The 13,952-nt window shown below is 63.9% G+C and carries 12 protein-coding genes; 8 read left to right on the top strand and 4 right to left on the bottom strand.

What is annotated here, in order from left to right:
- The first annotated feature begins 98 nt into the window (after positions 1-98).
- From ABE546_RS05530 to ABE546_RS05495, 8 genes are all read left to right on the top strand, one after another.
- Positions 99-1,292, top strand: a complete 1,194-nt coding sequence (locus ABE546_RS05530; protein ID WP_346462907.1) for a cystathionine gamma-synthase — start codon at positions 99-101, stop codon at positions 1,290-1,292.
- A 1-nt stretch (position 1,293) separates the two neighbouring features.
- Positions 1,294-2,088, top strand: coding sequence for an ABC transporter permease (locus ABE546_RS05525; protein WP_319206731.1), 795 nt, complete (start codon positions 1,294-1,296; stop codon positions 2,086-2,088).
- Positions 2,078-3,445, top strand: a complete 1,368-nt coding sequence (locus ABE546_RS05520; protein ID WP_346462906.1) for an ABC transporter ATP-binding protein — start codon at positions 2,078-2,080, stop codon at positions 3,443-3,445. The genes ABE546_RS05525 and ABE546_RS05520 overlap by 11 nt, the downstream gene beginning before the upstream one ends.
- Positions 3,446-3,547: 102 nt before the next feature.
- The gene (locus ABE546_RS05515; protein ID WP_346462905.1) at positions 3,548-6,586 is read left to right on the top strand and encodes a class I SAM-dependent methyltransferase; all 3,039 of its coding nucleotides are present in this window, start codon (positions 3,548-3,550) and stop codon (positions 6,584-6,586) included.
- A gap of 12 nt (positions 6,587-6,598) precedes the next feature.
- Positions 6,599-7,117: a glycosyltransferase family 4 protein gene (locus tag ABE546_RS05510; RefSeq protein WP_346462904.1), complete on the top strand. Its 519-nt coding sequence runs from the start codon at positions 6,599-6,601 to the stop codon at positions 7,115-7,117.
- Positions 7,118-7,286: 169 nt separating this feature from the next.
- Entirely contained in the window at positions 7,287-9,059 is a 1,773-nt protein-coding gene (locus tag ABE546_RS05505) for a hypothetical protein (RefSeq protein ID WP_346462903.1), read from the top strand.
- 2 nt (positions 9,060-9,061) lie between these two features.
- Entirely contained in the window at positions 9,062-9,514 is a 453-nt protein-coding gene (locus tag ABE546_RS05500) for a GtrA family protein (protein ID WP_319206740.1), read from the top strand.
- Positions 9,514-10,362 (top strand): glycosyltransferase family A protein, encoded by an 849-nt coding sequence (locus tag ABE546_RS05495; RefSeq protein WP_319206743.1) that lies wholly within the window; start codon positions 9,514-9,516, stop codon positions 10,360-10,362. Before ABE546_RS05500 ends, ABE546_RS05495 begins: the two co-directional genes overlap by 1 nt.
- Before the next feature lie 5 nt (positions 10,363-10,367).
- Here the strand turns inward: ABE546_RS05495 and ABE546_RS05490 are convergent, their stop codons facing one another.
- From ABE546_RS05490 to ABE546_RS05475, 4 genes are all read right to left on the bottom strand, one after another.
- On the bottom strand, positions 10,368-11,324 hold the full coding sequence (locus ABE546_RS05490; protein WP_346462902.1) for a glycosyltransferase: 957 nt from the start codon (positions 11,322-11,324) through the stop codon (positions 10,368-10,370).
- Complete coding sequence (locus ABE546_RS05485) at positions 11,314-12,009, bottom strand: NAD-dependent epimerase/dehydratase family protein (RefSeq protein ID WP_346462901.1); 696 nt, start codon at positions 12,007-12,009, stop codon at positions 11,314-11,316. Before ABE546_RS05485 ends, ABE546_RS05490 begins: the two co-directional genes overlap by 11 nt.
- A 178-nt stretch (positions 12,010-12,187) precedes the next feature.
- Positions 12,188-13,129 carry an electron transfer flavoprotein subunit alpha/FixB family protein gene (locus ABE546_RS05480; RefSeq protein ID WP_346462900.1) on the bottom strand — a complete coding sequence of 314 codons (942 nt, stop codon included), beginning with the start codon at positions 13,127-13,129 and terminating at the stop codon, positions 12,188-12,190.
- Entirely contained in the window at positions 13,129-13,875 is a 747-nt protein-coding gene (locus ABE546_RS05475) for an electron transfer flavoprotein subunit beta/FixA family protein (protein WP_128096508.1), read from the bottom strand. The genes ABE546_RS05480 and ABE546_RS05475 overlap by 1 nt, the downstream gene beginning before the upstream one ends.
- Positions 13,876-13,952: the final 77 nt, after the last annotated feature.

Genomic DNA, 13,952 nt, shown 5'->3' with positions numbered 1-13,952 from the left:
CATGTTTATCCGCGTCAACGGCCGATTAAGCCACCGCTGATAGACTTCCGCTCCTTTTGCGGGGCCCCCCATGGGGGCTCCTCTTGCTGGGAAACAACATGTCCGATCACGCTTCTTCCGGGCACGGCGACCGCTCGCTCGCCCTGGCTACCCTGGCCATCCACGGCGGCCAATCGCCGGATCCGAGCACCGGCGCGGTGATGCCGCCGATCTATGCGACCTCCACCTACGCCCAGTCCAGCCCCGGCGAGCACCAGGGCTTCGAGTACTCGCGTACCCACAATCCCACCCGCTTCGCCTACGAGCGTTGCGTGGCCTCCCTGGAAGGCGGTAGCCGCGGTTACGCGTTCGCCTCGGGCATGGCCGCCAGCTCCACGGTGATGGAGCTGCTGGATGCCGGCAGCCACGTGGTGGCGATGGACGACATCTATGGCGGCACCTTCCGCCTGTTCGAGCGCGTGCGTAAGCGCACCGCCGGCCTGCAGTTCAGCTTCGTCGACCTGACCGACCTGGCCGCGTTCGAGGCCTCGATCACCCCGCAGACGAAGATGGTCTGGATCGAGACCCCGACCAACCCGATGCTGAAGATCGTGGACATCGCCGCAGTCGCTGCGATCGCCAAGCGCCACAACCTGCTGGTGGTGGTCGACAACACCTTCGCCTCGCCGATGCTGCAGCGCCCGCTGGAGCAGGGCGCGGACCTGGTCCTGCACTCGGCCACCAAGTACCTCAACGGGCACTCGGACATGGTCGGCGGCATGGTGGTGGTCGGTGACAACGCCGAACTGGCCGAGCAGATGGCCTTCCTGCAGAACTCCATCGGCGCCGTGCAGGGGCCGTTCGACAGCTTCCTGGCCCTGCGCGGCCTGAAGACCCTGCCGCTGCGCATGAAGGCACACTGCGCCAACGCGCTGGCCCTGGCCCAGTGGCTGGAAAAGCACCCGGCCGTCGAGAAGGTCATCTACCCCGGCCTGACCTCGCACCCGCAGCATGAACTGGCGACCCGCCAGATGAATGGCTACGGCGGCATTGTTTCGATCGTGCTCAAGGGCGGTTTCGAGGCGGCCAAGCGTTTCTGCGAGAAGACCGAACTGTTCACCCTGGCTGAGTCGCTGGGGGGGGTGGAAAGCCTGGTCAACCATCCTGCGGTGATGACGCATGCCTCGATCCCGGTGGAACGCCGCGAGAAGCTGGGCATCAGCGATGCGCTGGTGCGGCTGAGCGTGGGGGTTGAGGAGTTGGGGGATCTGCAGGTGGATCTGGAGCGGGCGCTGGGTACCGAGGCCGCTTGAGATGGGCATCCTGTCGGTATTCGGAAAGAACCGCTCGCTTGCCTACGAACTGACCCAGCGTGAAGTGCTGGGCCGGTATCGTGGCGCGAGCTTCGGCCTGTTGTGGTCGTTGATCAGTCCGTTCCTGATGTTGCTGGTCTACACGCTGGCGTTCGGCTTCGTGATGAAGGGGCGCTGGCCAGGCTCGAGTGGTTCGACGACTGATTTCGCGCTGATCCTGTTTGCCGGCTTGACCGTCCATGGGTTTTTTGCCGAGTGCTTCATCCGCGCGCCGCAGTTGATCGTCGGCAATACCGGTTATGTGAAACGCGTGGTGTTCCCGCTGGATATCCTGGTGTGGAGCATGACGTTCTCCGCGCTGTTTCACCTCGCCATGAACATGGTGGTATTGCTGATTCTGTATCTGTGCCTGAAAGGCAATATCCACGCCACTGCGCTGCTGTTGCCGCTGGTGCTGGCGCCCTTGGTGATCCTGACCGTTGGCGTCGGCTGGGCGGTATCAGCGCTGGGCGTGTACCTGCGCGACATCGGGCAGATTGCCGGCGTCGTCGCAACCGCCATGTTGTTCCTTTCCTCGGCGATCATTCCGGTGGAATCGGTGCCGGAGAGTTATCGCATCGTGTTTGAACTGAATCCACTGACCTTCATCATCAACCAGGTGCGTGAAGTGGTGATCTGGGGCCGCCTGCCGGATTGGACAGGACTGGCGATCTACACGGTGATCGCCTGCGTGGTCGCATTCATCGGCCATCGCATTTTCACCAAGCTGCGCGTGGGGTTTGCCGATGTCCTCTGAAGTCACTGCGGCAGAAACCGTCATCGAGGTCCAGGGCGTCGGCAAGGCGTACCACATGTACGAGCGGCCCTCGCATCGCCTGTGGCAGGCGCTGGCCGGCAAGCGCAAGTCGTTCTACAAGGATTTCTGGGCGCTGCGCGGCGTCAGCTTCTCGATCCGCCGCGGCCAGACCGTGGGTATCGTTGGCCGCAACGGGTCGGGCAAGTCGACCCTGCTGCAGATGATCGCCGGCACCTTGAACCCCACCGAAGGCCATATTTCGGTGAAGGGACGGGTCGCCGCCCTGCTGGAACTGGGCAGCGGCTTCAACCCGGAATTCACCGGGCGTGAGAACGTGCTGCTGAACGCGACCATCCTTGGGCTGCGACGCGATCAGATCGAGCAGCGGATGCAGAGCATCCTGGCGTTCGCCGACATCGGCGAGTTCATCGATCAGCCTGTGCGCAGTTACTCCAGTGGCATGTCCGTGCGCCTGGCGTTCGCGGTGATCGCCCACGTGGATGCGGACATCCTGATCATCGATGAGGCGCTTGCGGTCGGTGATGCGTTCTTCTCGCAGAAGTGCATGCGCTTCCTGCGCGAGTTCCAGAAACACGGCACCCTGCTGTTCGTGAGCCACGATGCCGCGGCCGTCACCAACCTCTGCGAGAACGCGGTATGGCTGGAGAACGGCAAGATGCGCCTGGCCGGGACCTCGCAGGAGGTGGTCGAGGCCTACATGACCGAACAGCACGTCGTCGGCCGGCGCGAGGCAGGGTCCGAAGACATCGTCGTGGCGGCGAAGAAGAAGCCCCGCCGGTTGTCGACCGATCATGCCGATTTCCGCCAGGACGCCTTCAATGAAGCGGGCGTGCAGAATCGCATCGCGTTGTTCGAGTTCGATCCGGAGAATGTTGGGCAGGAGTTCGGCGCACAGGGCGCGCGTATCGTCGACGTCCGGCTTACCGACACTGAAGGCAACCGGCTGTCGATGCTTGAAGGCGGAGAGTTGGTCCGGCTGGAACTGCGCGTGGCACTGCAGGAGCCGCTGGAAAACCTGATCGTCGGCTTCTACGTCAAGGATCGGTTGGGCCAGCGCCTGTTTGGTGACAACAGCCACTTCGCCTGCAAGGATCAGCCGGTGTCAGGCGTGGCCGGTGAAACGGTGGTGGGAACCTTCCTGTTCCGCATGCCGATCATGCCGTCCGGGTCATACATGATCGATGCAGCGGTGGCGTCGGGCGATCAGCATGATCACACCCAGCAGCATTGGATTCACGATGCGCTCGAGTTCCGCGCGACAGATGAGACCATGCGGTTCGGCCTGGTTGGCCTGCCGATGCTCTCCATTACTTTGGAAAGTGAGGGCGTCGCCTAGCGTTAATGCTACTGCTACTGCTATTGCACGGCGCGCTTCAGCGCACGATTCGATATATCTGCTACAGACGCGATTGAAGTCCTCCTTGAGACCCCGGGTTGGATGATCAAATCAATCAGTGCGCGGCGTGAAAATACTAGAGGGAATGAATTGATGGTTTCGGTGAGCGACGAAAATACGGCCGTGGGGATCGATCCCACCATCTCGGTATTCCGGCATGGGGCTATGTTCATGGTGCCGGAGTTCCTGGAGACTTCCGGCTGGCTGGAACATGTACCGTTCGCCTTCTGGCTGATCGAGGCTCACCAGCCGCGTTCGGTCGTCGAGCTGGGCTCGCACCGCGGTATCTCTTACTTCGCCTTCTGCCAGGCAGTCAAAGCGCTCAAGCGACAGACGCGTTGCTATGCCGTAGACACGTGGGAGGGGGATTCCCAAGCCGGTTTCTATGACGATTCCATCTATCAGAGTGTGGTGGAACGCAACGAACGCAGTTATGGAGACTTCTCCACGTTGCTGCGAATGACCTTCGACCAGGCGTTGGATGAAGTTCCCGACGGGTCGGTCGACCTGCTTCACATCGATGGTCTGCATACGTTCGATGCGGTGAAGCACGATTTCACCACTTGGCTCCCGAAGATGTCGCGCCGAGGCGTGGTGATCTTCCACGATACCAATGTACACACGGAAGGTTTCGGTGTGCAGGCGTTCTTCGCACCACTGCGCGAGCGCTACCCGAGCTTCGAGTTCCTCCACGGCAACGGACTGGGCGTGATCGCTGTTGGTGAGGACATCGGTGACTCAATGTCGGCGTTGTTCGCTTGCGCCCATACCTCCGACGCTGAAGAGCGGGTGCAAGGAGCTTTCTCACGGCTGGGGGCGTCTTGCACGGCAACGGTCGTGGCCGACGAAGCTCTGGCAGCAGCACGTGAGCTGACTGCCGCAAAGCAGGATATGTATCGTTGGGCGTTGTCGCTGGAGGAAGACCTGGCGCGTGCCAGGGCCGATTACGCGAGATTGGAGAGTGAGTTCAAAGAGCGGACGCGCTGGGCTCTCGAACTGGATGAGATCGTTCGCAGCGCGGCAGATTCGACTGCGCTGGCGACGGAACGAGAATACCGGCATCTGCAGCAGCATCTGCAGCGCACTCGAGAGCTTGACGAGGAGGTCTCAAAGGCCCGAGCTGATTTGACTACAGAGCATGCGCGCGCCCGTCGTCTCGAGGCCGCGATTGCAATGCTCTGGGAGACGAAGCTGCAGCTCGAGGCGGAGCTGTCCGAGCTGCTGGGCCACGCCCAGAATGATCTGCAGCAGCGCCATCTAGACATCGAACAACTGATGGCGAGGGCCGGGGGGAGCGCGCTTGCCGCCCATGTGTCCGACGGCACACCGAAGCGGCGTGAGCAGGAACTGGCCGATGTCGTTCAACGCTATCGCGGCGAACTCTCGTCGCTGCAGGCCTTCACCAACAGCCTGCTGCAGTCCAAGTCCTGGAAGGTGACCCGGCCACTGCGTTTCTTCTCGCGGGTGGTCCGGGGGGACACCGCTGCCGTTTTCAGTTCGCTGCGTGCCAGCGGCCTTGCCAGGCATAGCCTGCTCGCGCCCCTGGTCCCGACGGTCAAGCGGTTCCTGATGCGCCGCCGTGATGCGGTGGTCGTGCCGGTGGAAGGTCTGGCGCTTGAGCAGGTGCGCAACGACCCCGATACGATTCTTTCGCAGCTCCGCTTCGAGTCAGTCGAGGCGCCGGTGGTCAGCATCGTCATCCCCACCTACGGCAACTACGAACAGAGCCTGGCCTGCATCGCATCGATCGCCCGTGCCGGTGCGGATGTTTCCTTCGAGGTGCTGGTCCTGGAGGATGCTTCCGGCGATCAGGACATCAAGAAGCTCGCCCGGATTCCGGGCCTGCGGTTCCACGATAACCCGACGAACCTCGGCTTCCTGCTGTCATGCAATCAGTCCTTGACCTTGGCCAAGGGCGAGTTCATTTACCTTCTCAACAACGACACCGAAGTGACGCCTGGCTGGCTGGACGCACTGGTGCAGGTCTTCCGGACCCATCCGGACGCCGGCATGGTCGGCTCCAAACTCGTCTATCCGGACGGGCGGCTGCAGGAGGCCGGTGGCATTGTCTGGGCCGACGGCAGTGCCTGGAATTTCGGCCGTCTGGATGTTCCCGGCAGATCGGCTTATTGCTATCTGAAGGAAGTCGACTACGTCTCGGGTGCGTCGATCATGCTGCCGGCGACCTTGTTCCGGACGCTGGGTGGCTTCGATGAGCGCTATGTACCGGCCTACTATGAAGATACCGATCTTGCCTTCCGGATCCGCGAACAGGGGTTGAAGGTCTATCTCCAGCCGGCATCGGTTGTCGTCCATTACGAAGGTCTGTCCAGCGGCACCGATGAAACGACCGGCGTGAAGGCGTTCCAGGCGATCAACCGCGAGAAGTTCCTGGCACGCTGGGAAAACACGCTGCGCGACGAACAGTTCCCGAACGCCCAGGATGTGTTCCTGGCGCGCGACCGCTCCCGCAACCGCCGACACGTGCTGGTCGTGGACCATTACGTACCGCAGCCGGACCGCGATGCGGGATCACGGGCGACCTGGCAGGTGATCGAGACCCTCGTCCGCCAGGGGTGCCAGGTGTCGTTCTGGCCCGCCAATGCGTACCAGGACCCGATCTATACCCCGCCGCTGCAACAGCTCGGCGTTGAGGTGCTGTGCGGCTCGGAGTACGTCGGTCGCTTCGACGCATGGCTGACCGAACACGGCAACTACCTTGATGCGGTGGTGCTGAACCGGCCGCATATCTCGGCCGACCTGGTGGGCAGCGTACGCCGGCACAGCCGTGCCACGCTGGTCTATTACGGACATGACATCCACCACCTGCGCATGCAGCAGCAGCTCGCGCTGCACCCGGACGATGAGCTCGAGAAGGAAACCCAGCGCTATCAGGATTTCGAGCATTCGCTGTGGAAGCAGGCCGACGTGATCCTCTATCCCTCGGCGGATGAAACCGCTCATGTACGCCATTGGCTGGACACGCACGTGCGTGGCGTCGACATCCGCGCGGAGACCATCCCGCTGTATGCCTACGAACCCGTCCCCGACGCCGCCATGCTCGGGCCTGAGCAGCGGTAGGACATCATTTTCGTGGCAGGTTTCGCGCATGCTCCGAATGTCGATGCTGCCCTCTGGTTCGTCCGCGAGGTGTTTCCGCTCGTTCGCAGTGAAGCGCCGGGCGTGCGGCTGAGTCTGGTCGGTTCCAATCCACGTCCGGAAGTGCTGGCAATGGCGTCGGAGGACATCGAGGTCACCGGCTACGTCAACGATGCGGCCCTGGAGGAACGGTACCGACGCGCGCGGGTCGCCGTGGCACCCCTGCGATTCGGTGGCGGTGTGAAGGGGAAGGTGCTGGAAAGCCTGCAGTATGGCCTGCCGTGCGTGACCACTTCCGTCGGAATGCAGGGACTTGCCGACGCGTCCTCGTTCATGCAGGTGGCCGATGCGCCGGAGCCGATGGCAGCACGGATCCTGGCGTTGCTGCGCGACGACGCTCATTGGTCGCAGGTGTCTTCCGCCGAGAGGGCATTCATCCGGCGGTACTATTCGCACGATGCGTTGTGGGGTGTACTTTCCGCAGCCATCGGCACGCGCCCGCTCTCATCCTGAGCATCGTCGCGTGTAGCGGGTGCGCATGGGCCACGGGTTGGGCATGCCATTGCGGCGTTCGTGCTGCCGGGTGTGCGTTCCGGTGGGCACGCGCCGGCGTTTGAAACGGCGGGCCACCCATTACGGACCGGTGGCCTTGCTGCGTTCCGTCACCTTTGGAGTTCATTGCTTGCAGCCTTCTCTTCGCCAACGTGTCTCACTGCAGTTGCAGCGCCTGCCGGTCCAGGTTTCGCTGGGCCTCTGCGCCGTTCTGCTGCTCGGCGTGGTGCATCAGGTATTCGTCACGCGCGCCCACCCTGACGCGTTGTACATGGACTCGCTGCGACTGCTGTTCCAGCTGGACCAGTGGCAGGCGGGACACATGTCCACCCTCGACTTCTGGGGTCAGGGGTCATCGCATCGCGGTTTCGTCAACCAGCTGTTCCTTCTGGCCAATGTCACTCTGTTCGATCTGGATGTTCTGCTTGCCAACAGGCTGACCGGCATCGTCATCGGGCTCGTGGCAGCGGTCCTGGTGGTCGCGTGGTGCCGGGACGCAGCCCGGCAGGAAGGCAGGACCAACGTCCTGCTGCAGCTGACGGTCTCCATCGCCTTCGCGGTCCTGTGCTTCAGCTGGGCAGGTTTCGAGCTTTTGACGCTGGACCTTGGGCTGCCCCTGTGGACGAAGAACCTCAGCTTCGTGCTCTACATCTGTGCCCATGCCGGTCTCCTGGGAGGTCGTTCACGGCACCCGCTGGCCTTGACCATCGGGTTGTCGCTGGCTGGGCCGGTGATCGTGCTGCTGGTGGGCATGGGCTGGAACTACGCGTTCGTCGCCGCTGTGCTGGCCATGCAGGCGCTCGCGTTCCTGCCGCCCTGGCGAGCGAGCGGCGTGCGCCGCGGTGTTCTTCCCTCCCTGCTGCTCGTCGTCTCGATGATCGTCTATGTCAACGCGGGCAGCCTCACCGATGGTGCGGTGAAGGGCGGAGGTCTCAACATCGATGCGGACGCGCCGCTGTTGGCGCTGTATGCGCTGGGCTCGACCGTCGGATATCCAGAGGCCGTGCTTGTCGGTCGCTTCCCGTTGCTCCTCATCGCCGGGGCCGGGCTGGTGATGCTGCTGGTGGGCCTTGCGGCCACGGCAAGCTGGTTGCGTCGAGGCGCACCAGGCTCCCGCGTTCCTCTCTACCTTGTGCTGTACGGCGCGCTGGTCGCCGTCTCGGTGACGCTGGCGCGTGGTGCCGATGGTCCGCTGGCGGTGATGGCGTCGCGCTATTACATGGATATCGTGCTTGGCTTGATCGGGGTGCTTTGGCTTGCCGCGCGTGAGGTTCGTCTGCGGGCACCGGTGTCGATCGCGGCGTTGGCCGTCTGGTTGCTGGTGCTGGGCGTCATGGCCACCCATGCGCAGACCTATCGACACGAATGGATGATCAGTCCCTATCGCGCCCTGCTGTTCGCCGAGATGAACCGTGTCACGCTGCGGGCGGTGCCGGATGACTCGGCCGCGGCGATGCTGCAGTCCCCACTGATCCACGCCAGGCAAGGCTCGGAGGTAATGCGGACGCGCAGCCTGGCGGTGTTCAACGCCTCCCCGGCGGATGCGTGTTCCACGACGGCGATAGCCTATGGTCCTGGTTGGAACCAGGCAGAAGGCGCAGTACGTTGGTCGACGGACGATGCTGTACTGGAGTTGCCGCCGTGTGGGTGTGATTACAGCGCTGACCTGTATCTGCCCGCAGGCATGGCCCCACGACAGGTCACGGTAGGCGGCACTGATGGGGTGATGCAGCAGCTGTCGGTGAGCCCGGGAGAGTCGGTGCGCGCGCTTCTTGGCCAGGGCAGGGTGAAGCTGACCGCCGATCCGATCACGGTGCCCAGCAGGGACCTGCCGGGTGCGACCGACAGCCGTGAGCTCGGCGTGCTGGTTACCGGCTTCTCGGTCAGTTGCGGAGCGCATTGAGGATGGGCAGCGAAATGCAGGGCGGGACGCCTCTTTTTGAAGGAAAACCGGGTCCACTCCAGCGACTGATCCGTGATCAGCGCGTTCTTTTTCTGCTCGTGGGTGGCGCCAATACCGCATTCAGTACCGCGCTGTTCGCGTTGCTGAGCTGGAAGCTGGGCCCCTCGGTGCCCTCGGCGGTCAGCCTGTCCATCGCATGGCTGGTTTCGTTGGTCCTCGTGTTCAACGTTTACCGCCATCTGGTCTTCAGGGTGACGGGACACGCACTCAGGGACTTCGCCCGCTTCACCGGCGTCAACCTGCTCTCTTTCCTGCTCAACGCGGGGGCGCTGACGCTGCTGGTGGAGGTTGCTGGTTTCCCCGCGATCCCGACGCAGATCGCGATCACGTTCGCGGTGGTTGTCTTCAACTACTTCGGCCACAAGTACTTTTCGTTTCGAAGGAAAAAAGAGTGATGAGCACGCCTCTTCCGGCCTCGCCACGCGTTTCCGTTGTCATACCTGCCTACAACAATGCGCGTGACATCGAGGCTACGCTGCACTCGGTGCTCCGGCAGGACTACGACGATTTCGAGGTTGTCATCGCCGACCATTCCTCCACCGACGGTACCGCTGACGTCATCGCCCGGTTCTCGCAGGATCCGCGTGTCCGGATCCTGACCCCGACGCCGGTAGGCGGTGGTGCCAAAGCGAACTGGACGCGGGTGTCAGAGAATGCGCGTGGCGAGTTTCTCAAGCTTCTCTGTGGCGACGATCTGATCACACCCGATGCCCTGCGGCTGCAGGTGGCGGCGTTCGATGCCCATCCGCAGGCAGTGCTGGTGGCGTGTCGGCGCAATCTTGTGGATGCCGCAGGCAAGCAGCTCATGGCGGCCCGTGGCCTGGCCGGACTGCGCGGCTATGTACCCGGTCCGCAGGCGGTGCGCGCTTCGATCCTGTCGGGCACCAACATTTTTGGTGAGCCCGGCTGCGTGATGATGCGCCGTGATGTGTTCGAGCAGGTCGGTGGGTGGGATGAGCGTTTCCCGTACCTGATCGATCAGGCCAGTTACAGCCGGGTGATGATGCAGGGCGGGATGGTTGCGATCGACGCCGTACAGGCGAGCTTCCGCATCAGCGCCACGCAGTGGAGTGTGCGCCTGGTCCAGCAGCAGTCCAGCCAGGCGATCGCGTTCCACGAAGATTTCTTCGCCGCGCATCCGGGCCTGCTCTCGGCAGCCGAGTTGCGCCGTGGCAACCGCCGTGCGAAATGGATGGCCTACGCCCGGCGCCTGGCGTACATGTGGCTGCGACGCCGGATGTAAACCTGTCAACCGTCCGTGGGCGCGTCGGCCTTCAAATTGACGGTGGCGCCGACCACATACTGCGGGCGGTTGTTGACGTTGAGCAGGATCCGACCGACGTATTCACCAATGGCGCCGAGGGCCAGCAGCTGAAGGCCACCCATGAACAGGATCGCCACGATCAATGAGGGCCAGCCCACCGCCATGTCCGGCACGGCGAATTTCCGGATGATCACGCCGAGCGCGAACAGGAAGGCGAAGGCCGAGGCGATCAGTCCCGCCAGCGACACCAGGCGAAGCGGAACGATCGAGAAGCTGGTGGCCATCTGCAGCCACAGCGAGATGGACTTGCGCAGGCTGTAGCCGGACTGACCATCCTGGCGGTCATGATGACGCGCGGTGATCATCGTGTAGTTCGAGGTACTCTGCAGCAGCAGGCCATCAACGTAGACGAAGGGCCCCTGGTAAGTCAGCGCGGCTTCGCAGATTTCCCGCCGCATTCCGCGGAAGGGGGAGAGGTAAAGGTCGCGGGGCTTGTTCAACAGGATGCTGGCGACCATGTCGTTGAACGCACTGCCGGCACGCTTCCACAGCGCATGTCGGCGCGACTCGAACTGCACGTAGCACAGGTCCGCGCCGTTGCGCAGGGTCTCGATGATGCGTGGAATATCATCCGGATCATGCTGGAGGTCATCGTCCATCGTGATCACGAATTCACCCTTGGCGTGCGCGAACCCTGCCATCACTGCGTTGTGCTGGCCGGCGTTGCGGCGAAGGTTCACGCCCTTCAGCCATGGGCGCGTACGTGCCAGCTCCTGGATCACCTGCCAGGCATCGTCCGGGCCATGGTCATGCACCAGCACCACCTCGAAACCACCCGCGCGCGTTGTTGCCGACAGCGCTGCCTGGAGCCGGTCCGCTAGGGCGGGCAGGATGCCGGCGCTGCCATAGACAGGTATGACGACGGAGATTTCAGGATTCATGGGGCTGGCCGTAGTACTTGTGGATCACGCGGAGAGGGTAGTCTGGACCAAAATCCAGCCCGATGTCGCGCGCCGTGCGCTCGGCCAGCGCGGTATCAATCAGCATCTCCTCGCCCCGGTCCACCGCGATGATCTGCGCGCGGCGTCCAAGCACGGATTCGAACAGGTCGACGATCTCCGTCATCGGCAGCGACCATGGGGAAGCGATCGAGGCCACCTTGGGCACCGGCCCAGCGCCGGAGAGCAGTTGCGCGGCGATGCGGACGACGTCGTCGATATCGATCAGATTGCGGCAGGCGCGTGTCCAGACGGTCAGCGGATCGCCAGCCAGGATGCGGTCTCGCAGGAAGTTGGTGAGCGTGTTCGGATTGCGGGTATGCCCGACCACCTGTGGAAGCCGCAGCACGATACCGGCCGGATGCGCGGCGACCAGTGCTTCCATGGCACGTTTGTGCCGGAAATAGGGCGAGTCCTGCAGCGGGTTGACCACATTGCAGCTGCCGAAATAGACCAGCCGGGTGATGTCGCCGGCCAGGTACTGCGCCAGCATTGCACGCTCGCGTGCGAAGGCGGCCGGGTCTGTTTCGCTGGAGTTGGACACCCCGGAGGCGAAAATGACGGTTCTGGCGTCGTCTGCGAACAGGGGCGCGAATGCACGCGCCACCAGTCCCGAACCGACGATCATCGCAGGTCCCCGTTCGGTAGGCAGTGGCGGAAAGGTACGGGCATATCGAATCACGTCCATGCTGGGCGGCCGGTGGCAGCGCTGCGGCCACCCGGGGGGCTTACCTTACGCGGCCTGGACGGCCCGCGGAAAGAGGCAGGGCGTGAGGGCCGAGGCCATCACGCCCTGCGGGTCGGGCTCAGCCCAGCGCCGCTTCCAGCTCCGGCAGCAGGGTGAACAGATCCCCCACCAGGCCGATATCGGCGATCTCGAAGATCGGCGAATCCGGATCCTTGTTGATCGCCACGATGGTGCCCGCGTCCTTGATGCCGGTCAGGTGCTGGATGGCACCGCTGATGCCGACGGCCACGTACAGCTCCGGCGAGATGATCTTGCCGGTCTGGCCGACCTGCAGGTCGCTCGGCACATAGCCGGCGTCCACGGCGGCGCGGGAGGCACCGACCGCGGCACCGAGCTTGTCGGCCAGCTGGAAGATCACCTTGAAGTTCTCTTCCGAACCCACGCCACGGCCGCCGGACACTACGCGCTTGGCGCTCTGCAGGTCCGGGCGGTCGGTGGCACCGGCGGCGAGGCCGATGAAGCGGGTGTGGCTCGGCAGGGTCGCATCGACGCTGGCCGCTTCCACGCTGGCGCTGCCGCCCTTGGCTGCTTCCGGCCACGAGGCGGCACGCACGGTGGCGACCACGATCTGGTCGGCCGGCACTTCGACGGTGATGATGGCGTTGCCCGCATAGATCGGGCGCTTGAAGCTGTGGCTGCCTTCGACGGTCATCAGGTCCGAGACCTGGTTGACGCCCAGCAGGGCGGCCACGCACGGCATCAGGTCCTTGCCGAAGGTGGTCGAGGGGCCGAACACGTGGGTGTAGCCGGTGGCCAGCTGCGCGATCTGCGGGGCCAGCACCTGGGCGAGCGCCTGCGCGTTGGCGGCGTTGGCCACGGTCAGCACCCTGGCCACGCCCGCCAGCTGCGCAGCCTCGGCGGCCACGGCGGCCGGATCGGCGGCCAGCACCAGCACGTCGATGCTGGCGCCGCTGATCGCGGCGGCCGCGCTGACGGTCTTGGCGGTGGCGGCGTTGAGCTTGCCGTCGTGGTGTTCAGCGACAACGAGGATCTTGGTCATTACAGCAACCCCTTCTGCTTGAGTGCAGCGACCAGTTCGGCCGCATCCTTGACCATCACACCCTTGCTGCGCTTGACCGGCGCGGCGTACTGGGTGGTCTTGAAGGTATCGGCGGCTTCAACGCCGAGGTCGGCCAGCTGCAGGGTCTCCAGCGGCTTGGCCTTGGCCTTCATGATGTCGGGCAGCTTGATGAAGCGCGGCTCGTTCAGGCGCAGGTCCGTGGTGACCACGGCCGGCAGGTCGACTTCCAGCGTTTCCAGGCCGGCGTCGACTTCACGGGTGACCGTGGCCTTGCCGTCGGCAATGTCCAGCTTGCTGGCGAAGGTCGCCTGCGGGCGGCCCCACAGCGTGGCCAGCATCTGGCCGGTCTGGTTGGCGTCGTCGTCGATGGCCTGCTTGCCCAGGATCACCAGGTCCGGCTGTTCCTTCTCGACCAGCTTGAGCAGGGTGCGGGCGGCGGTCAGCGGCTGGATCGCCTGGTCGGTCACGACATGGATGGCGCGGTTGGCGCCCATGGCCAGGCCGTTGCGCAGGTGCGCCTGGGCATCGGCCGGTGCGATCGTGGCGACCACGACCTCGGTGGCGATGCCCTTGTCGCGCAGGCGCAGCGCTTCTTCCAGCGCGATTTCATCGAACGGGTTGGGGGACAGCTTGACGCCGTCGGTGACCACGCCGGAACCGTCCGGCTTGACCTGAATGCGGACGTTGTAGTCCACCACGCGCTTGTACGCGACGAGGATTTTCATCTGGTGCTGGATCCTTCAATAACGGGAGAACGTCCGGTTCTTTGACTAGCAACCGGTTCGGGGGTGGGACAGCGATT

It is taken from the genome of Stenotrophomonas sp. TWI377 (genome assembly GCF_039674525.1).
Taxonomy (GTDB): Bacteria; Pseudomonadota; Gammaproteobacteria; order Xanthomonadales; family Xanthomonadaceae; genus Stenotrophomonas.
Note: the sequence above shows the minus strand (reverse complement) of the source record. Positions and strands in the feature narration are given on the sequence as shown.

Excerpts from the sequence above, each read along its gene's own strand:
- ABE546_RS05490 (WP_346462902.1), bottom strand. The coding sequence starts at position 11,324 with ATGAATCCTGAAATCTCCGTCGTCATACCTGTCTATGGCAGCGCCGGC.
- ABE546_RS05495 (WP_319206743.1), top strand. The coding sequence starts at position 9,514 with ATGAGCACGCCTCTTCCGGCCTCGCCACGCGTTTCCGTTGTCATACCT.
- ABE546_RS05480 (WP_346462900.1), bottom strand. The coding sequence starts at position 13,129 with ATGACCAAGATCCTCGTTGTCGCTGAACACCACGACGGCAAGCTCAAC.
- ABE546_RS05475 (WP_128096508.1), bottom strand. The coding sequence starts at position 13,875 with ATGAAAATCCTCGTCGCGTACAAGCGCGTGGTGGACTACAACGTCCGC.
- ABE546_RS05485 (WP_346462901.1), bottom strand. The coding sequence starts at position 12,009 with ATGATCGTCGGTTCGGGACTGGTGGCGCGTGCATTCGCGCCCCTGTTC.
- ABE546_RS05520 (WP_346462906.1), top strand. The coding sequence starts at position 2,078 with ATGTCCTCTGAAGTCACTGCGGCAGAAACCGTCATCGAGGTCCAGGGC.
- ABE546_RS05525 (WP_319206731.1), top strand. The coding sequence starts at position 1,294 with ATGGGCATCCTGTCGGTATTCGGAAAGAACCGCTCGCTTGCCTACGAA.
- ABE546_RS05500 (WP_319206740.1), top strand. The coding sequence starts at position 9,062 with ATGGGCAGCGAAATGCAGGGCGGGACGCCTCTTTTTGAAGGAAAACCG.
- ABE546_RS05515 (WP_346462905.1), top strand. The coding sequence starts at position 3,548 with ATGATCAAATCAATCAGTGCGCGGCGTGAAAATACTAGAGGGAATGAA.
- ABE546_RS05530 (WP_346462907.1), top strand. The coding sequence starts at position 99 with ATGTCCGATCACGCTTCTTCCGGGCACGGCGACCGCTCGCTCGCCCTG.